Annotated in this window: 13 protein-coding genes; 2 read left to right on the forward strand and 11 right to left on the reverse strand. The window is 31.9% G+C overall.

The annotated features are described in order from the left end of the window. Positions 1–31 precede the first annotated feature (31 nt). The 5 genes from KSU54_RS00585 to KSU54_RS00605 form a co-directional block, all read right to left on the reverse strand. Entirely contained in the window at positions 32–1,894 is a 1,863-nt protein-coding gene (locus KSU54_RS00585; RefSeq protein ID WP_003537054.1) for a thioester domain-containing protein, read from the reverse strand. Between the two features lie 128 nt (positions 1,895–2,022). Further along, positions 2,023–3,678 carry an alpha-glucosidase gene (locus tag KSU54_RS00590; protein WP_003537052.1) on the reverse strand — a complete coding sequence of 552 codons (1,656 nt, stop codon included), beginning with the start codon at positions 3,676–3,678 and terminating at the stop codon, positions 2,023–2,025. A gap of 145 nt (positions 3,679–3,823) precedes the next feature. Next, positions 3,824–5,026, reverse strand: coding sequence for a threonine ammonia-lyase (gene ilvA, locus KSU54_RS00595; RefSeq protein WP_003537050.1), 1,203 nt, complete (start codon positions 5,024–5,026; stop codon positions 3,824–3,826). A 125-nt stretch (positions 5,027–5,151) separates the two neighbouring features. Further along, positions 5,152–5,331 (reverse strand): DUF4250 domain-containing protein, encoded by a 180-nt coding sequence (locus tag KSU54_RS00600; protein ID WP_003537049.1) that lies wholly within the window; start codon positions 5,329–5,331, stop codon positions 5,152–5,154. After that, positions 5,331–6,149: a Cof-type HAD-IIB family hydrolase gene (locus tag KSU54_RS00605; protein WP_003537047.1), complete on the reverse strand. Its 819-nt coding sequence runs from the start codon at positions 6,147–6,149 to the stop codon at positions 5,331–5,333. Before KSU54_RS00605 ends, KSU54_RS00600 begins: the two co-directional genes overlap by 1 nt. Before the next feature lie 214 nt (positions 6,150–6,363). Between KSU54_RS00605 and KSU54_RS00610 the strand changes: the two genes are divergently transcribed. Continuing rightward, complete coding sequence (locus KSU54_RS00610; RefSeq protein ID WP_003537045.1) at positions 6,364–6,828, forward strand: YbaK/EbsC family protein; 465 nt, start codon at positions 6,364–6,366, stop codon at positions 6,826–6,828. Positions 6,829–7,224: 396 nt separating this feature from the next. Continuing rightward, a complete protein-coding gene (asnB, locus tag KSU54_RS00615) occupies positions 7,225–8,811 on the forward strand; it encodes an asparagine synthase B (RefSeq protein WP_003537043.1) in 1,587 nt (528 codons plus the stop codon). A gap of 14 nt (positions 8,812–8,825) precedes the next feature. Here the strand turns inward: asnB and KSU54_RS00620 are convergent, their stop codons facing one another. From KSU54_RS00620 to KSU54_RS00645, 6 genes are all read right to left on the reverse strand, one after another. After that, positions 8,826–11,303, reverse strand: coding sequence for a transporter substrate-binding domain-containing diguanylate cyclase (locus KSU54_RS00620; protein ID WP_003537041.1), 2,478 nt, complete (start codon positions 11,301–11,303; stop codon positions 8,826–8,828). Positions 11,304–11,397: 94 nt separating this feature from the next. Continuing rightward, on the reverse strand, positions 11,398–11,832 hold the full coding sequence (locus KSU54_RS00625) for a YaiI/YqxD family protein (protein WP_003537039.1): 435 nt from the start codon (positions 11,830–11,832) through the stop codon (positions 11,398–11,400). After that, the gene (locus tag KSU54_RS00630) at positions 11,820–12,401 is read right to left on the reverse strand and encodes a rhomboid family intramembrane serine protease (RefSeq protein ID WP_003537037.1); all 582 of its coding nucleotides are present in this window, start codon (positions 12,399–12,401) and stop codon (positions 11,820–11,822) included. The genes KSU54_RS00625 and KSU54_RS00630 overlap by 13 nt, the downstream gene beginning before the upstream one ends. Further along, entirely contained in the window at positions 12,402–13,202 is an 801-nt protein-coding gene (locus KSU54_RS00635) for an immunoglobulin-like domain-containing protein (protein ID WP_224209033.1), read from the reverse strand. 177 nt (positions 13,203–13,379) lie between these two features. Next, positions 13,380–15,611 carry a bifunctional diguanylate cyclase/phosphodiesterase gene (locus tag KSU54_RS00640; RefSeq protein ID WP_217746571.1) on the reverse strand — a complete coding sequence of 744 codons (2,232 nt, stop codon included), beginning with the start codon at positions 15,609–15,611 and terminating at the stop codon, positions 13,380–13,382. Positions 15,612–15,722: 111 nt separating this feature from the next. Beyond that, a complete protein-coding gene (locus KSU54_RS00645; RefSeq protein WP_226814465.1) occupies positions 15,723–20,909 on the reverse strand; it encodes a discoidin domain-containing protein in 5,187 nt (1,728 codons plus the stop codon). Positions 20,910–21,237 lie beyond the last annotated feature (328 nt).

Below are 21,237 nucleotides of genomic sequence, written 5' to 3' on the forward strand. Positions count from 1 at the left end.
AAAGCCCCATTAACTGGGGCTTTCGTCATATTTATAATATTCTACGTTTCTGTTTTGTAAAAATTAAAAAGAATATAAAGCTTATTAATGCAATTCCAGCATAACCACTATAATCGCTTATATCACCAGTTGGTACCACAGGAATATGCTGATTTTCAAATACTATTTCTTTTATACTCTCACTGTTCTCAACTTTAAACGTAAGTTCCGGCGCAAGTGTATAACCGGCTGGAGCCTTGACCTCTTTTAAAACATATTCACAATCAACTAACAGCCCCTTGATTAAATGTGCATCATCAGTTGATACCCATTGTTCAATCAAACTCAATGATTCTCCATCCTTTAAATATAGTTCTAATGTTGCTCCTGGTAATAATTGCTTAGTTAGAGCGTCAATTTTAGAAATTGTTGTTTGTGTTAATTTATTTTCTACATTTAAAGTATACTGGTATTCTTTGGTAACCCTATCTTCTTTATTAAAAGCTACTTCATAAACAGTATCATCAAATACATATCCCGGTAAAGTCTTTACCTCACTAATAAGATAACTTCCCATCGGTAACTTATCAATAATAATTTGTCCATTTTGATCTGTAATATAAATTCCTTGATTTTGACCAATTGGCATACCAGCTCGATAAAGAACTGTCCCTGTAATTATATCTTTAATGTCCTCCTTAGCAGTTATCTTAAATTCAATTCCAGATAAATCATCTAAATGTCCTTCTAGTTTCTTATTGATTATTAATTTACCGACTGGTATCAATTCATTGACAATTGTTTTTGTAGTCACTTCATTACTTTTAATCGTAACAGTGTATTCCTTATTAAGACTATCATGATCGGCTGGTGTCTTAATTTCCGTTAAGATATAATCTCCAACTAATAAATTATCTATTTGTAATACGCCATTTTTAACCACATGATCTTGATTATAATCATTATTTTTCCCCTTCAAATTAAATACCGCCCCATCTAGCATCTGTTTATCCTCATTTGTTTTGATTAATTTCAAACTCCCCACTGGTAAATATTCTACTTGCAAACTAGTTGGTTTGGTTTCTCCATTCCCTAAAACCATTGTTCCAATCGTTTGGGTTTCATCGTCAATCGTTAAAACTAAAGGTCGATAATAACTATTCGTTGTTCCCATCAAAGAACCACTCGACCAGTTATAATTGTCTCGTTTGGTTAATGGAGACGATAAATAGAATTTTTGACCACTACTTAATTGTACCGTCCCAGTAACTGTTTGATTTGTCGTTAAATTATGTAATTCCATGTCTTTGTCTAAAACCATCGTTAAAGTAGCATCAGCATCACCAATTACCGTAATTTCTTCACTCCGCTGCCTACCATCTTTTTGATACATTTTCAAACTATTTTTTGAAAATCCAATCTCTCCTTTAGGAATTGCAGGACGATTAGGGATTGCTTCGATCCATTCTGCCCAGCCCCAGCCACGTAGTTTTTCCAAGTCAACACCATGAAGATCTCCAGCATAATAATAGCTTGCGGCAATATGAGTTAACAGATATGCCATTTCAACACTAGTTACACCATCTGTTGATAGTGTATCAGCAGGACCCCCATAGCCATAATAAAGTACTTTTTGAAGATTTTCATTATCTACATAACTTCCTTCTCCTACAGTTCCATTACCTGGTGAATGTTTGCTTGCTTCTAAACAATATGCTATTTTTCCATCTACAGTATACATTCGTGTTGACCAGGTTCCACTACTGTCAAACCAGCTAGGATATTTAATTTTCTCACCTGCACTAATTTGATATTGCTGTCCATTGACATAAGTTACAGCATTACAAAACACCAAAATAAAAGTCACTGCAACTAACAGTGACTTTCGAATATATTGATTTAATTTTCTTTTCATCTTTCTGCTCCTTTGTTGATTTATATCACTAATATAATGACACTCTGACAAGGAGAACGACAATAATATCTCACATTTCCCTCCAACAAAAAAGAGATCTCATTGAATGAAATCTCTTTTATCATATTTTATTTATTTTCTTCAAGATACATAATCGTTTGATATGGTTTCAATACTTTACCATCATATTCTTTATAATTATTTAAAATAAGCTCTTTAGCACAAATAAATGGCTGCTCTTGATTCGAAAAATTACATACATTGACAATAAGTTGTCCTTGATAACTTCTCTGGTAGACAATCAAATTATCATTTTCACATTCATCGGGAATAAAGCTTCCAAAAGTTAAAGTATTACTATAAACACTTTGTTGTCTTAAATAGATCATTTTCTTATAAAAACTATAAACTGAATCCGGATCATTAAACTGTGCCTTAACATTTATAACTGGATAACTTTCATTTAACGCTAACCACGGTTCAACATCAGAAAACCCAGCATATTGACTGTCATCAAACGGCATTGGAGTTCTAGAATTATCACGACTGCGTTTATTAACTAGAGCCAATGCCTCACTTTCACTAAATCCTTCTTCAAGCATTCTTTGATATTGGCCATGTGAACTAATATCATCAAAATCATCAATAGATCGCCGAACACAATTTGCCATTCCTAATTCTTCTCCTTGATAAATATAGGGAACCCCTCTTAAAAAGAAATACATTGAAGCAATCATTGTAGCACTATAATAACCATGATCTGCTTTATTTACAATCAACTTATCTAAAGAACGCGGCTGATCATGATTTTCTAGGAAAGTTCCTACCCAGCCTACTTTATTTACTTCGACTTGTGAAGTAAATAGTAAATCTCTAAATTGTTTTGCAGTCCAGTCTTTACGAATAAACCATTCCTCATTATCTCCAATATCAAAATTAGAGTAATTAAAGTCGAACATACTGTCAAAACATCCATTTTCACCAATATAGATACCTAATTTATCATATGATACCCCATAAGCCTCAGAAATTGTCATACAGTCATGTTTAGCAAACGTATTCTCCTTTAATTCCTTAAAGAAAACTTCAATTCCTGGCTGATTACGCGCAAAAGGGATACAAGACACTAATCCATCTTCACCATCAGGCTCACCATCTTGATAACGTTGATCCTTTTTAATAAAATTAATGGCATCCACCCTAAATCCTGCAATTCCTTTATCTAACCACCAGTTGATCATTTGATAAATTTCTTGCCGTAATACAGGGTTTTCCCAATTTAAGCATGGTTGCTTTTTTGAAAAAGCATGAAAATAATATTCATCTTCAGTAACTTTTTGCCATACTGAGCCACCGAAAATACTCCGCCAATTAGTTGGCGCACGACCATCTTTTCCATGTTTAAATATATAATAATTCCGATACTTACTCGTCGGATCAGCGATTGCTGCTTTAAACCATGGGTGTTCATCAGAGGTGTGATTTACAACTAAATCCATAATTATCTTAATTCCTCGTGCTTTTCCTTTTTTAATTAACTCATCCAAATCTTCCATTGTTCCAAACATAGGATTAATTGCATAATAATCACTAATATCATAACCATTATCATCCATTGGTGAAGCATAAATTGGACATAACCATAGGCTCGTTACCCCTAAATCACTAAAATAATCTAATTTCTCAATAATTCCTTGTAAATCACCAATTCCATCACCATTGCTATCTTTAAAGCTTTTAGGATAAATCTGATAAACTACTTCCTTTTGCCACCATTTCTCCATTATTAAATCACTCTCCTTTTATTCATATAAATAAATCATATATCTTCATTATAAAAGCCTAATCCCTTCAATATTTCTAATTTTCATATTATAAAAATAAATATGATAAAAAGGATAAGCTGCTGCCTACCCTTATGTAAAAATATTAATTTATTTTAGTAATTGTATACCCAAGTTTATTAAACTCATCAATAATCATTTGAATGTGCGCATTACCATTAGTCTCAACTGTTACTCTTAATTCTACTTCAGAAAAACGAGCAAAATTTTTAAACTGATTATGGTCAACACCAATTACATTGGCATTACATTGATTTAAAACCTTCGATACTAATTCCAACTGCCCTGGTTTATCAGGTAATTGAACAGAGAAAGTAAAAATTCGTCCTCTTGAAATAAGTCCTTTATTAATCATAGACGAAATAGTTAACACATCAATATTTCCACCACTGATCAATGATACAACTTTCTTCCCTTTAGTTTTTAGCTTCTTTAATCCTGCTAAAGCTAAAATCCCAGAACCTTCAGCTACCAGCTTATGTTTTTCAACTAATAACAAGAATGCTTCCATCAATTCATAGTCATTGACCAAAACAATATCATCAACATATTCTTTAATATATTTAAACGTTTTAGAGCCAATTTGTTGCACAGCTGTACCATCGGCAATCGTATTAACCTCACTCAATAAAACTACCTGATCCTCTTGAATAGCTGCAGAAGCACTTGCCGCTCCTTCAGGTTCAACCCCAATGATTTGAATATCGGGTTTAATTAATTTAGCAGCTGCAGCAATCCCCGAAATTAAGCCACCGCCACCAATTGGTACTAAAATCATATCAGCATCTGGTAATTCTTCAAGAATCTCCAATGCGATCGTCCCTTGTCCTTCCATAACATCTTCATCATCAAACGGATGGACAAAAGTATACCCTTCACTTTCTTGTAGTTCAACTGCCTTAGCGTAAGCATCATCATAAACCTCGCCAGCTAAAACCACATCAGCACCATGGGCCTTTGTTGCCTCAACCTTGATCAATGGTGTATGACTAGGCATTACAATAGTTGCCTTAACTCCTAGTTTATTAGCTGCATAAGCAACCCCTTGAGCATGATTTCCCGCTGAAGATGCAATTAATCCATGCTTTTTAGCTTCATCATCTAATTTCACGATCTTATTATAGGCACCTCTAATCTTGAAAGCACCAGTTTTTTGTAAATTTTCTGGTTTGATATAAACATCATTACCACATTCAGCTGAAAAAGCATCGCTATGAATTAAATGTGTCTCTAAAATTACTTCATCAACTCTTTGCTTTGCGGCTTTAAAATCTTCTAACTTCAACATTTGACATGTCCCCCTTAATTAAATTACATTATAGCATTTATCATTAAAAAGTAAAAGATTGTCTTTAATAATATCAGATGATTAAAAATATAATCATAAAAAAAGACAAATCATATTGATCTGCCTTATTTAATTTTTATTTGGTTAATTTTTTCATCAAAATAATATCCATTCACATCCAATAATTCCATGATTTCAATTTCATTAGCATCATTAATTTCTAATATTTGTGCCAATGACATATCATCATCACGTAATTTAGTATTTAAAAAACTCACTAGCATATTAATATCATTTGGTAACATTAAATTTCACCCTTTTCACTTAACATCTTTAAGCACTCATAAATTCCTTCTTCATCATTTGATAAAGTGATATAAGCCGCTCTCTTTTTTACTTCATCAACTGCATTGGCCATTGCTACACCGAATTTTGCAAACTCAATCATACTCAAATCATTATAACCATCACCAAAGCTAATTACTTCATCTCGTTTAATTCCTAAACGCTCAATTAAAGCCTGCAATGAAGCCGCTTTATCAATTCCTTGCGCCATCACTTCAATGAAAAATGGTGCTGAACGATAAATACTTAAAGAATCACCATATGGTGCCTTAAACTCATCAAGTATTGTCTCAGCATATTCAGGCTTTGCCGTTAATAAGACTTTATTTACAGAAAAATTCACTGCATCTTTAAAATTATCAATATGTTTGATTGGCATATGATTAATATCGCCTTCAATACAAACATACTCATCGGTTTCATCTTCTGTAAGAATCAATTCATCAGTATAAGTCATTACCGCCAAATTATACTGTTTCGCTCGCTCATAAACCTGATGTGCCGTTTTAGCATCGTACACTTTTTGATATATGATTTCTTTTGTTTTATAATCAACAACCTTAGCACCATTAAATGATAGTAAATAGCCACCTGTTTTATCTAATTCCAGCTCATTAGCTTCTGCATACAATCCAGCAGTTGGACGACCTGAAGCCAAAACAATCACTACACCTCTTTTTGCCAGCTCCTGCAAGATGGCTTTTGTCTTTGGTAAGATTTGTTTATCAGTACTCTTCAAAGTACCATCTAAATCTAATGCAATTAATTTATACGTCATTTTTCTACCTCTCAATATAATCAAAGTTTATTAAAAGATAGTTATTTTGTCAAATATATTTAAAGATAATATTTGATACTAGTATTATAACCCTAAAATAACCTATTTTAGTCTCAAATCAATAATAAATTAGTCTTATTATCATCTCAATATTTTTGCTTGAAAATATTAATAATTATGGTAGAATTGCTTTAATTTATAAGGAGGTTGCATCATGTCACTACAACAAGCTAAAAATTATTTGAAACAATTCAACCGGGAACAAGATATTATCGAATTCGATGTTTCTAGTGCTACTGTTGAACTTGCTGCTAAAGCTTTAAACTGTGCGCCTGAACGTATTGCTAAGACATTATCTTTTAAAATCAACGAACGCGCGATTTTGATTGTTACTGCTGGTGATGTTAAAATCGATAATCGCAAATACAAAGAAACCTTTAAAACCAAAGCAAAAATGCTCGCACGCGATGAAGTATTGCCAATCATCGGTCATGATATTGGGGGAGTATGCCCTTTTGGCGTTAATCCTGATGTTACTATCTATCTTGATGAATCACTTAAGCGATTTCAAACAGTTTTTCCTGCCTGCGGCAATTCTAACAGTGCTATTGAATTAACGATTGATGAACTTTCTAGCTATATTAAAGCAGAATGGATTGATGTTTGTAAAACCATCTGATGATGGTTTTTTATTATTTTGCAATTTTTTCTATCGTATTGAAGCTTTTTTATTGCATTTAATAAAAAAATAATATATACTATTTTCAATTACTATAAAGTAATTAAAAGCAATGACGAGGAGAGTAGTAATCTACAGAAGCTTTAGCGAATCAGGGAACGGTGCAAGCCTGATAGTGAAGTAGTTTATGAAGAACACCTAAGAGCTGTCTACCGAAAGCATTATGCAAGTAGGCTAGAACGTTACCAGTAACGTTACTATTGGCGGGTATCGAGTACTCTATGAAGTATTTTCCGTACCATGTAACTATAAATTCCTTTTCTAGTTATACGGTACTCGCTTCTTTAGGCGAGTTTTTATATTCTCGCAACAATAATTTTAAGGGGGAAACAAATTATGTGCGGTTTTTTAGTAGTAGGAAGTAGTGAATTAGAATTACAAGTATTCAATGATGCATTAAATCAGGCTGCTTATCGTGGTCCTGATCATCAACATGTAAGCATTAACAACGGTATAACCTGGGGATTTAACCGTCTTTCAATTATGGATTTGTCATCAAAAGGTAATCAGCCTTTTGTCTATAAGGATTGTGTTCTTGTCTGCAATGGTGAAGTTTATAACTATCATAGCTTAAAAGCTATGTTAGAAACGGACTATACTTTTAAGTCAGGAAGTGACTGTGAAGTACTGATTCCGCTATATCACAAATACGGGATAGAGATATTATGTAAATTTTTAGATGCCGAATTTGCAATGGTAATCTATGATGCCAAAAAGGATAAAATTTTAGCTGCACGTGATCCAATGGGAATTCGCCCTATGTTCTATGGATATCATAAAGAAGACGGTAAGATCTGCTTTGCTTCAGAAGCAAAAGGATTATTTCCTTTATGCCAAGAAATAATGCCATTTCCACCAGGGCATTATTATGAAGATGGCAAATTTATTTGTTATAATGATTTAAGTAATCCTAAAACGATCAATAACGATGATTTAGAAACAATTGCAACAAATTTACGCCTCAAATTAGAAAAAGCAGTGAAAAAAAGATTGCAAAGCGATGCTCCAATCGGATATTTATTAAGCGGTGGTTTAGATTCATCCTTGGTTTGTGCGATTGCCGCACGTTTAAATGATCAACCAATCAAAACCTTTGCAATCGGTATGGATACTGATCCTATTGATTTAAAGTATGCTAAACAAGTTGCTGATTACTTAGGAACTGATCATACAGAAGTAATTATGACCAAGGAAGATCTATTAGAAAATTTAAGAGATGTTATTTTTCATTTAGAAACTTATGATATCACAACGATCAGAGCCAGTATGGCAATGTATTTATTATGTAAATATATTCATGAAAAAACTGATTTAAAAGTTATTCTAACCGGTGAAGTAAGCGATGAGTTATTTGGCTACAAATATACTGATTTTGCACCAGATCCATCACAATTTCAAAAAGAAGCACAAAAGCGAATTAAAGAATTATATATGTATGATGTTCTAAGAGCTGATCGTTGTATCTCTGCTCACGCTTTAGAGGGACGGGTTCCATTTGCAGATATTGATTTTGTTGATTATTCAATGAGTATTGATCCAGCTAAGAAAATGAATATCTATAATAAAGGAAAATATTTATTAAGACATGCTTTTGAAAATCAGGATTATTTACCTGATGAAATTTTATTTAGGGAAAAGGCCGCATTTTCAGACGCTGTTGGTCATTCAATGGTTGATTATTTAAAAGAATATGCAGCTACTTTATATACTGATGAAGATGTTATTAAAGCTAAAGAAAAATATGCTTTTGCAACACCTTTTACTAAAGAATCTCTCTTATACCGTGATATTTTTGAATCGTTTTATCCGGGGCAAGCAAAATGGGTCAAAGACTTTTGGATGCCAAATAAAGATTGGGAAAACTGTAATGTTGATGATCCCAGTGCTCGAGTTTTAAAAAACTATGGTGACAGCGGTAAATAAAAATACCAGTTCTTTTACGAACTGGTATTTTCTTTATCATAATCAATAATACAATAATTATTGCGACCATTGTTTTTCACACGATAAAGAGCATCATCTGCCAATCTATATAATTCATCATAAGACAACGAAACACTCGAAACTACGGCACCAACACTAATACTTGTAATAATATGGGTCCCCTGGTATTCTACTTTTGAAGTTGATTTAATCATATTTTGACAATACTCAGCTACTTTTTCAATACTCTTAGGATATTTTATTAATGTTAAAAATTCATCTCCACCAACCCGTCCAAAGATATCTAAAGGATGGCTCACTTCCAATAATGCCTGAGCTATTTTTTGAAGGACAATATCACCACATAAATGTCCATAAGTATCATTAATATATTTAAAGTTATCAATATCAATAATTATCAAAGCAACTTGGGCTGCTGTATTATTTTGTAAAAACTCTTCTGCCTTTTCACGACAAGCTGCAGAATTATAAATTTTTGTTAAACTATCTTTTTGAGCCAGCTCCCGCCATAATAACTGTTCTTCTTTTTCAGAATGGATATCAATAACCTTTCCAATAATATGTGTCGGTTTATTATTCAAATCAAAAATCGGACGCAAATTAATCTTTAACCAACGTTTTTTCCCATCAATAAATTTAACAAACTCCTCACTCTCACATTCCGTCAAATTACGTAGACTCATTTCTAAAGTATCTTTATTAGAAATTGGTCTCTTTAAAAAATCTTTAATAATCGTTTCCTTTGAAAGCAGTTTGGCTCCACCTCCCATTAAAACAAGGGTATCAGTTGCAATGTTATATTCAACAAAGCAATCATGAGAAAATTCACTAATTTGTTGATAACGCTTATACTCACTTAAAATCTTTTCATTATTACGTTTATTTATATAATTACGCCAAATCAAGAAAAACAGCACAATAATGGCAACTGCCATAAGCGTAAAAGTAGCTACTTGAAGTTGATTATTTTCAACATAGTCAAAGAAAGTAACATCATTTTCACTGGTACTGGCATTAGTAAATATAATTTCTTCAATCTTACTGTAAGATACGACATCAATTCCTTTATTGATAATATCTAAAAGCTCATCCGCAACACCTGTATTAATTGCAAAATAACTGCCTTGATTTCTTAAATTCCCTTGAGGAATAATATTAATATTCTTGAAATCATAATTACTATTATAAAACAAGGCAACATGATTATTTATATACGTATAGTCAGCTGTGCCGTTTTCTACCGCTTTGATACATTCTAACTGAGTTCCATAATAATTAACTTTGTTACTACTATCTCCAACTGCGGCACTATCAACTTCAGAATCATAAATCATTGCTGCCTGTTTACCGTCTAGCTCATTAGCATTAATATTTTTATTAGTTACTAGCGTCATCGCTGAATCTAAATAAGCTTTCGTCGTAATATATTTTTCTGGATTGCTATTATACACCCCACCAATAATCATTGGTTTCTTCGTCTCAATCTGCTTATTATATTCATCAATATCATTGGCATAAATATAATTAAACTTCAAACCGCTCAGTTTTCCAATATAATTAAGCACATCAACGGTAATTCCTACAACCTTGCCTTTTTTTTCATCATAATACTGGATTGGGGCTTTCCCACCCAATATAAGAACATCAATTTTTGAATTATTTGCAACAAAACCTTTCTCAGCTTCGGTAAGAATGAAATTACGGTTCGCTAAAGAAAAGTAACGTTCATGAAGATTGCTCATATAATTAGGCTGTTCTTTATTTAACTGTGTCATCGCTTCATTTAGCTCTGACATCAGTTCTTGATTTCCTTTTGTCATTACAAAATAAAATGGACGAGGCGAAAAACGTGCTACGACCCGATAATTACCTTCTTCAATTGATAAATCTGATAATACCATAGCATCTATTTCATTTCTCTCTAATGATGTTAATAAATCTGGGGTATTATCAAAAAATATTTGATTAATATTAATTCCATTAATATCTCCAAAATCTTTTAAATTAACATTAGTTTCCTTTTTAGTTGAAACAACTCCAACATTTAAATTCTTAAGAGAATATATACTAGTATCATTGATTTCAGCATTATTAGAATTAACATAGATAGCCATATTTCCCATGCCATAATTGGTTGCCGAATAATCATAATCATTGATTAAGGTATCAATATAGAGCATCCCACCCATTAAATCAATCTCGCCTGTTTTGACCTTTTCCATAGCGCTTGACAGCTGCTCATTTACTGTGCCTTCTAAGCGTACAAATTCTAAGTTCCAATTCGTAAATCGAGAGATTTCTTTTAAATATTCATAAGTATAGCCGGAATATAATCCATCTTCATCTATCTCTGTTAATCCAGATTGAATTGGATAAGCAACTTTAACAGTTCGGGAGGCTGCTTTAATTGGGATGATATTGATCAGCATTGACATAATTAACAATACTAAAATTGTTTTTAGTGTTTTCATCAAACCACCCCTTTTTACATCACAATATTATCATATTAATTATACATTAAATTGATGAACATTAAAATAAAAAGGCACAAATCATCAGAATAATTCATGCCTGTATCAATATTTTATCTAATTGTTTTAAAAACTGATTTCTTACTTCATCAGTTCTTTTAGCTGGTCCACGTGTCCGCCTACCACTTTTTCGTTGTTTAGCTGATACATAACGACTCATTAATAATTCTTCAATATTATTATCATCAATTACTTTTCCTGAAATATGCAAAACTTTAGCCCCTTTTGATAACACTAAACTTGCTAGACCATAGTCCTGAGTAATAACAAGATCATTTGCTTGAACCTGTTTCAATAAAACTAGATCAACACTGTCACTTCCCACTTCACATAGAATAGTTCTAAAATAATCATCCTGTATAAAATGAGCATAATCAACAAAAACCGTCATTTCAACCTGATATTTCCAAGCTAAATCTTTAATTGCTGGTAAATCAGGACAAGCATCACCATCAACTAAAAGTGCCATACACCACAACCAATCAACATTGCAGTTGCTAAAAAGCCACCTGCCAGACCTCCAAAATGTCCCGCCTTTGATACCTGACGATTGAAAAATGTAAAAGCTACATTAATTAAAATCACATATATATATTGTTGCAACATATAATCAAAATAACCGCCTACAAGTATTCCTAAAGCAATCATTGCACCTAAATAACCATAAAAAATCCCACTAGCTCCTAAAGTCACAGTATTATATGCATAAGCATATTTTTTACCATGATAATAACAAGCTCCGCTAGTAGCAAGACAGCTTATGAAGATTAGATATAAATATGCGCCCGTTCCTAATAAGTATTCAAAAAAATGGCCAAGATTATAAATACAATATACATTCATAAAAATATGCATAATATCGATATGAACGAAATTAGCGGTAATAAAACGCCAATATTCTTTTTTTACTTCAATTCGCGGCATATAAAAAGCCCCGTATTTAATCGCTAAAGAGGTTTTATCATAATTACTCTTATCAATAAAATTAATTAAAATAAAGATTATAATCGATATGATAATAATAGCATTGGTTATCATCTATTCTCCTGCCTTTTCTGTTTTAATGACACTAACGCGTCTTGTTCTTTGGAGATTATGTCCCTTATCATTTGTAATTGAATAAATTACTTCATAATCACCAACTTTATCTGTATTAACATTATTTTTTAAAATTTTTATATTCTTAGTAATATCATTCCCACTACCATCAGTAGCTTTCACTCCATCAAGAGGATTAAATTTACTATTTTTTAATACCTCAATATCATCAATTCCTGTAAGAGTAGGATTATTACCATTTTGTCCAGCTACTATTTTAACTCGTAAACTGGCAGATTGATTTCCTGCCTGATCTTCAACAATTATCCTTTCAACATAAGAACCTTTTTCAGTGAACACTTTATGTGTTGACTTCTCACCATTTTCATCAATAAAATATGCAGCTATATCTGAATTATCCTCAACCTTTTCAATTAAATCAATTGCATATACTTCAGTATTTAAATGAACATTAAACGTAGATGCTTTTAATGTTACAACTGGTTTAGTTGTATCAACTATCTTTATATAAAAAGGATATTCAACACCTAAATATGTAGCAGATACTTTATATTCACCAATTTCATTTTTTAAATTCGAAAAATTCAAAATAACTTGTGATAAAATTGCCTCATTAGCATTAATATAATCTTGCGGCTTAGTCGATATTTCACTACCATATTCATAAACAAATGTATCTCTTTTGATCGTTAGGGGGGTAACATTGAAGGCACAAGCAATTAAAATTATATTTACTATGACAAAGAAGCTTAAAACAACTGATATAATTCGATTTTTCATGCTATCACCCTCTCCCATCTTTAAATCCATTTTTCTATATTCACGAACTATCTTATGCTTTTTCCAGCTAAAAATCAATGAGATTTTATGATTATTAAGACTTTTTAAGTTTCAATAATCATAACTTAGAAATTTCTAAAAAAATTCAAAAAATTACGTTAAAATAATTGAATCTTTTTACTTTTTTAATTTTAAAATTTTCTCATACTCATCTAATGGCAGCGGTCGAGCACAATAATATCCCTGAATATAATCTACCTTCATTCTAATTAATTCCTCATACTGTCCAGCCTGTTCTACACCTTCAGCTACAACGACTAGCCCTAAAGATTGAGCTAAACTAATAATCGATTTCAAAATTTCTTTAGCCTTTGAATAGACCTCCAAATCATCAATCATTGTTTTATCAATTTTTAAACAATCGATTGGCATTGATTCGAGCATCATGATTGAAGAATAACCTGAACCAAAATCATCCATAGATACTGTAATCTTTAATTTCCTAAATTTATTGAGAATATCTTTTAAAATATCACGATTATCAAACAGACTTGTTTCCGTCATCTCTAATTCAATTAAATTATAGGGTATCTGATAAGCATCAATTACTTTTAGATAACTTTCAACAAAATCTTGACGATATAAATGTAATTGCGAAACATTTACCGCTATAGGAGCAACCTCAAGACCATCATCAAGCCATTTACGAATCTGCTTACACGTAATTACAAAAACATACTCATCCAATTCAATAATATTACTGCTGCGTTCTAAAACCGGTATAAATTCTCCAGGACTTATCGATCCTAGTTTACTGCTTTTCCACCTAACCAGCGCCTCAGCTCCATAAAGTCTTTTTTTCTTTGTACTATATTTTGGCTGAAAATAAACTTCAAATTCATGATTATGCAAGGCTTCCTCAAACAAGTCTTCCAACTCTTTATTTTTATACATTCTTTGACGAATGTTATCATTGTAAAAATTACAATTCTCTAGTTCATGGCGATTTTCATCACGAATCACAGTTGCGGCTCGATCAACCATTGATTCAATTCGATCATTATAATTTTCAATTAAATAAATCCCAACAATCATTTTAATTCGATAAGCTGCTTCATCATTACTGTTAATTGCATTTTCCATATTTTTAATCATATACTCTGCCCGCTTTTTCAACTGTGTAACAGAGTCATATTGTAATAAAGCAACAAAGTGATCAGCTTGAATTCGTGCACAAAACTCTTTTTCCTGCAACAAATTATTTAAAATTTTAGCTATTTTCACTAAAATAAGATTACCCTCATCATAGCCATATAAATCATTAATATACTGAAACTTCAAAATATTGAAATAAACCATTGTATATTTAGATTTGGTAGATTTTAAAATATCACCACCAGCCAGTCTAAAGCGTGTATATGAACCGCATCCCGTTACCTCATCAACTAGTGCCACTTCTTCTAAACGTTTTTGATTATTACGATACATCAATACAATTCGAGTAATTAAATATAAAATTCCTAATAAACAGCAGCCTAGCATCATATAACCTAAAAAAAGCATTCCATTAATATTATTATCAACCACCGAAGCAGGAATAACACTCAACAAATACCAATCATTAACATCAAGCTTTTGGTAATACAAATATCTAGCTTCATCTGTCCGATCATACTCTAAAAATCCACTTTTTTCATTTTTAATATTATGTTTTAAATTTTCCAGCTTTTCTTTATTTTCTTTTGAAATTGCCCCAATATCATCAAAAAAGTTAGAAAATTTAATGCTTGTCTTGTTAGAAGAATCTACAATTTTATCACCATTTTCCTTAATAATAAAACTATACCCTAAACCATCAAATGTAGAAACCGATAAAGTCTCTTTATAATACCGTGATGCATAAGCTCCAAAAAGTACACAATGTTGATCATTATCAAAGGTTATGGGTAACGTATAAACACTAACTTCTTCACCATCAATCAAATCCGGCAATGTATCAGTAATTGATACTTCACCATTCATCGCTTTATTAAAACGGGTCATTTGCTGTTCATTTAATAAAATATTATTATCATCTGTCGTATAGGACTGTCCTCTCTCATCAATTATTCCAATTCGTTTAAAATTATTAATTTCATTCACTTTTTTTATTTTGTTAATAATTTTGACGGGATCAAAAGCATCCTCTTGGCTAATATAAATTGATAAATTTGCTAAAACTGCAACATTTTTTTGAATCTCTTTATCAATCACATTTACACTTTGACTAGAAATTTCTGATAACGTATTTAGAACCTGTTCTTGTGAAATTGTTTGAGATTTAAAAGCAAAAAAAGTTGCGACAACAGCAATGATCAAACATGATATCACGATGTCGACATAGATTCTTTTAAAGTTTTTAATTTTCATCTCATACACCCCACATTTATCTCTACAATATTATATCATTATCGATTAATAAAATCGATTAATTGTATAATTAAGGGTCATATTCGCTTTTGAACATGACCCTTTAACTAATTAACTCTTCTTTCTTAATCTAACCACAGCTAAAAGTGCAACTAATGATATCATTGCAAATTCAAAGAGCATTGTTTCATCACCTGTTTTAGCATTTTTCTTTGTTTTGTCTGATACCTCAGTCCCTGGCTGTTCCTCAACCTTCGGTTCCTCTTTTTGACTAGCTTTAACAGCTTCGATTTTTGTTAATAGAGCATCACTCATTTTATTAACATCTTCACTGCTAACATCATTAGCAATCAGTGCAACTGCCTGACTTAATAATTCTTCTAATTCCTTGACTAACTCAATATCATATTTATCTTTGTTAGCAAGAACTTGTTTTGCCAATTCAATTTGGAGTAATAAATTATCTTTATTAACAACTTGCTTTAATTCATTGAAAGCTCTTAGTAATTCATCGTAGGCATTTTGAATAGCACCTTCATTAGCGTCAAGATCCTGATTAACTGTGACGGCCCTTTCATAACCATTTTTAAACGTTTTCCATGATTCTTCAGTATAATCTTCTTCTTTTAAATCTTTAACCTGTTCAATCAATTTATCTAAATCCTTGCGCTCTACTATTTCTAAAAGTCCTTCAATCGCTTCATTGATTTCTTGTTTTGCATTTTGTAAAACTATAAGTTCCTTACTGTTATCATCTATTAGTTTTCTTCCTGCTTCATAAGCATCTTGCAATACTTTCAAAGTAGCTGGTCGAAGATTTACTGCTTCTTTATCCAAAATCTCTTTTGCAACTTCAACGCTTACCTTTAATTCCCGGTAACTAATCAGAATGGCTTTTTCATTTGCAAGATTTGTTAGATTGGCTTGAACATCTTTTTCAACTACTTCTCCTGCTCCTAGTGCAACTAAGGCATTTGCTTGATCAAGATATCCTTTCATAACCTTAAACATTTCTGCAGAATAATCAGTTTCCATCTTAGTAACTTCATCAATCAGTACAACCAGTTCATTAAATGATGATTCCAATGCCCTAAATGTTAAATTATCTAATGCTGTTTGCAGTTCAGATACCATCTTATCAACATCGCTTTGAGTAATATCCATTCTATCAGCCATTGCTTCAGCTGCTTCTTTGTTTTGTATGAAACTTTGCCAGCTTGAAACTGTACTATTTGCTTCACTGTACCCTTCTGCCAGTTTACTCTCCGCCACTTCAAGCACTGTTTCTAAAGCACTTTTATCAACTCTTACAACCTGTTTCTTTAAATTTGTGTATTTTTTAGACAATTCTTCTTTGAACTTAAGCATTTCTTCTTCACTGATACTTTCTTTTCCTACCACTTCATTTTCAAGATTGGTTAAATAAGCCGTGAAAGTTTGATAAGTTTCTTCTTTGATTTGACCGTGGAAATTACCCACATTCATTTCACTTAATTTATCTTTAACTTGACTAATTGTTCTAAGTAAATCATTTTTAGGATTTTCATATACTTCAATTTCATAAATAGAATATCCATACTTAGCGTTATTAGCAGCTTTTGTACCAATTAATTTAATATAACGTGCTTCAATATCACCTAATCCAGTATGATTATTTTCCTTAGCTACATTACCAGTTACATTTTTGATCGTAAACCAGTCTTTACCGTTAACTGAGCCTTTTAATTCATAGTCCACTCCATAAGCATCTTCCCAGGTAATCTTGATTTGATCAACTTTATAAACTTTATTTAAATCTACCTGGATCCACTGATCATGCGTACGTGCTGACGCCCAGCGTGATTGCTCAGGACCACTAGCACTTTGATTAATGATTCCATCAAATGCTTTATTTGGTGTTTGATAATCAGTATAGCTGCTTGAAGCTGTTGCTTTTTTATTCAAAGCAACATTTTCATGAATAACATCTATTCCTGTATCATAAAGATTTTTAATTTCTTCATTATTCAATAAACGATTATAAACTTTAATATTATCTAATGTTCCTACTAAATTTTGTCCAATCTTTTGTAGTGGTAAATTGATTGAAGCTGAATCATACCACTTATTCCCCGAATTGGTAAGAATTGGTCCATTGATTGTTGATTTAACTACTCCATCTAGATAAACATTAGTATATTTTTTATCAGAAGTAAAAGCTAATTGATATAATTTTCCCTTTTCAAGTTCTATATTATGCTCATAATGATAACTATCACGATCGTACATCAGCTTGTATTTACCATCAATTTCTTTTAAATAGATTTTTCTTGTTTGATACTTTGTATCAATCCACTGATTACATTCTTCTATTGGCATTGTTTCTTCAAATAATACAATATCGCCTGTTTGTGATTCATCGATTTTTAAATCAAAAGCTAAAGTATACGGCCATTTCAATGCACTATGCTGCATTTGTAGATTACCATCACCATTTAATTTCAATGCCTGACCTTCATCAGTTGTTTCAACTGTTGCTTTGATTGCAGTAGCATCATAACCATTTCCAGAATTATCTTTAATGACTAAATTATCCCCTTGTTTTGAAGTATTTTCCATATCAAAGTCATATACTTTTTCTGTTTTACTGCTAATTTCTTTATCCATCTCAACATTTGGACCAGTACCTAAAGTATTGACCTCAGCTTTAAATTGGTCATATGACTTGTCATTATCTTTACCGTACCAAAAGGTTTGAGCATATATTGGTAAGATACTTTGTGTTCTTGCAAAAACATCATAAACAGAAATCCCATTAAAGATTCCTCGGTCATTCCATAATGAAATCGAACCCCCAACAATTTTTGGATGTCCTTCAGCAACATCAACTCCAGCGCCCATTTTATCTCTAAATTTTCCAGCACTTAAGTTATTGTACATTTCTTCTTCTTTCGCAAAATCTGGATAACCATTATTCCCGCCAGGAACAATATAACCATACTTATTAGTTGCGTTAATTAATTTATAATCCTGATTAAATAATGATTTTAAACTGATTGCATAATTTGCCCAAGCATCCATAATTGGATAATCTGGTATTTTTGTTTTATCAGAATCTACACATCCCATAGAAGCCCATGCCATTGGCGTTTTACCATATTTATTATAAACAAGATCCATTACGTATTGAGTATACTGGGTCATATCTTCCTTGTATGCACTATTGTACTCATCAAGCCCTACATTAAATGCATCGGTTACAAAAACCGGATTATCTCCCCCCATATATTCTTCATATAGATCAGCAATAAATTTATACACTGTTTCTTTTTTATCAGAATTTAAGCGTATATCTAAATGTGTTCCATCAAATCCTAATTCAGAATTATTGTCAATAAACACTGCTGAATGTGCTGGAGTATCGAACTCAGAAACAATTCTAATTCCATAATCCTCAGCATAATATTGGAAATCACGATACTCACCTTTTGTATAATAACCATCTGTTGCCGTTAATCCTGGAATATCTGACTCCAATCTAAAACGCGAATGACCGTTGTATGAAGTATCATTTAAATGTACTTGAATATCTGTGAACTTGTACCAAGATGCATATTTAACAAAATCTTTTAAATACCACATTGGCATATATTTACGGGCAACATCCAACATGAATTTACGATATTCATATTTAGCATAATCTCGTGCTTCACCTTTATTAATTGTCAGTGCATCCCCACTTGCAACTAATGCTTGTAAAACACTGCGTGTTCCAAAGAAAATACCTTGATAAGTTGTTGACTTAATTGTAATACTATCCCCAATTTCTAATGTATATCCCTGATCACCAATAGTGGTATCCGCATTTTCTTTAGTTAATAAAATATCTCCTTTTTTTACTGTTGTATTACTAATTTCTAATTCTAATCCAAATAAATCCTTAATATCATCTTTAGTAATTTGAGCTGCTTTATATAAACTTTCATCTTGAACAATAATTCTAGAATTATTAGTTAATTGATAAGTTCCTGTTGCTCCATTCCATTCTTGAATCGTTGGAACTGTAGTAGGGACAGGATTACTATCTAAAGCAACTGAATTTTGCCCTGGAATTATAACTGGAATATTTTTCATTTCCTTAGTTGCATTAGTTCTTTTATCTTTAATAATATAAGTAACTAACACTTCCTTATCTACCAATGGCTTATGAATCATTCCATTATCTTCAACTACAAAGTCAGTATCACTACAAAAAATTTCTGCTACAATATTATCATTATCATAATGATATACTGGCATCTTATCCATATTTGAAGTAATTGTTCCGATTGTAAAATCTTTGGCAATATCATCAACTGTAAGACTATTATTTACTTCTTCATAAATTTCCATTTCCCAAATAGAAATCGGTTTAGCACTACCAACACCATTACTTGCTGTAGCATATAAACGAACAAACCGAGCTGTAATTGGATCAAAATCAAATTTTTCCCAACTTCCCTTACCATCATCTACATTTACAAATGTTATCCAATTTTTATCAGTTCCAACATCATTAGAATATTGCAATACATATTTTGTCGCAAAAGCATTTTCCCAAAAAATATGTATTGATGAAAATGTCATTTCTGCTTCTAAATCAACATAGATCCATTGGGGACTCTTAGTAATATTTCCACTTGACCAGCGTTCATTATAATCATTACTGTATTTACCATCAAAGGCTCCACCTGGTCCAAGACGATCCAAATTAGCTTCATTGCCAGAAGCATATGCTGGTTTATTTAAAGCAATATTAACTGGATCATTACTAGTATCCTTCTTAACTCTTAAAACTTCTAATTCTTTTAAACCAATCGTACTTTCTCCGCTCTTAGCTTCAATCAGTTCAATTTTCACATAGCGGGCAATTGTATTTTCTTCCATTTCCCATTCTTCATCGCCACCAGTACCCTCTTCGTGGAATAGGACTTGTCCATATTTTTGGTCGGTCTTAGCCACATATAGTTTATAACGAAATGCAAAATTACTAGCCCACTTTAATGTAATTTTTTCAAAACTTTCCTCTTTCCCTAAATCAACTATAATACTTGGGTTTGTACTAATATTACCTACTTCCCATTTAGTATCCATCTTACCATCAACTGCATTGCTCCCCTCATTGCCGGCAATAGCACTACTCGCCACAACCACTTTATCCAATGCGATATTTTCATACTCTTGTTCAGCAGCTACATTTGTAATAAGTTGGTTAAATGTAGTAAATACCATCAAGAGTGATAATAATGAAATAAAACCTTTCCTTAATATCTTTTCCATAATTCTTCCCTTTCTTTGATTAATAAAAATCTTACTTATTTTCCCTCTGTGCATGTCCCTCCTTTTTTGAAGCCAGATGTTTTTAGTAAAAAAAGACAAGACTAAAAAGCATCTCGCTTTTTCGGTCTTGCCTACTGAAAGTAACAATCCTTTGCTATATTTTTAATATAGCACTATTTATACATAAAAGAAATGTGTCTATACAATTACGGTACAATGTTTCGTATAAAAGATATAAACATGGCACAATGTTCCATATAAAAACCCCCTAAAGTGATAGATATCTAGAATTCTGGACACATATCACTTTATAGAGGGTCACCACAAA

Source organism: Erysipelatoclostridium sp. MSK.23.31 (assembly GCF_019125875.1).
In the GTDB taxonomy this organism is placed as follows: Bacteria; Bacillota_I; Bacilli_A; order Erysipelotrichales; family Coprobacillaceae; genus Thomasclavelia; species Thomasclavelia ramosa.

Bases quoted from the DNA above. Each gene is read 5' to 3' on its own strand.
- KSU54_RS00625 (WP_003537039.1), bottom strand. From the start codon at position 11,832: ATGGCACTTTTAGTTGATGGTGATGCTTGTCCTGATTTACCAGCAATT.
- KSU54_RS00605 (WP_003537047.1), bottom strand. From the start codon at position 6,149: ATGACGTATAAATTAATTGCATTAGATTTAGATGGTACTTTGAAGAGT.
- KSU54_RS00610 (WP_003537045.1), top strand. From the start codon at position 6,364: ATGTCACTACAACAAGCTAAAAATTATTTGAAACAATTCAACCGGGAA.
- KSU54_RS00630 (WP_003537037.1), bottom strand. From the start codon at position 12,401: ATGATAACCAATGCTATTATTATCATATCGATTATAATCTTTATTTTA.
- KSU54_RS00585 (WP_003537054.1), bottom strand. From the start codon at position 1,894: ATGAAAAGAAAATTAAATCAATATATTCGAAAGTCACTGTTAGTTGCA.
- KSU54_RS00645 (WP_226814465.1), bottom strand. From the start codon at position 20,909: ATGGAAAAGATATTAAGGAAAGGTTTTATTTCATTATTATCACTCTTG.
- KSU54_RS00635 (WP_224209033.1), bottom strand. From the start codon at position 13,202: ATGAAAAATCGAATTATATCAGTTGTTTTAAGCTTCTTTGTCATAGTA.
- KSU54_RS00600 (WP_003537049.1), bottom strand. From the start codon at position 5,331: ATGTTACCAAATGATATTAATATGCTAGTGAGTTTTTTAAATACTAAA.
- KSU54_RS00620 (WP_003537041.1), bottom strand. From the start codon at position 11,303: ATGAAAACACTAAAAACAATTTTAGTATTGTTAATTATGTCAATGCTG.
- KSU54_RS00640 (WP_217746571.1), bottom strand. From the start codon at position 15,611: ATGAAAATTAAAAACTTTAAAAGAATCTATGTCGACATCGTGATATCA.
- ilvA (WP_003537050.1), bottom strand. From the start codon at position 5,026: ATGTTGAAGTTAGAAGATTTTAAAGCCGCAAAGCAAAGAGTTGATGAA.
- asnB (WP_003537043.1), top strand. From the start codon at position 7,225: ATGTGCGGTTTTTTAGTAGTAGGAAGTAGTGAATTAGAATTACAAGTA.
- KSU54_RS00590 (WP_003537052.1), bottom strand. From the start codon at position 3,678: ATGGAGAAATGGTGGCAAAAGGAAGTAGTTTATCAGATTTATCCTAAA.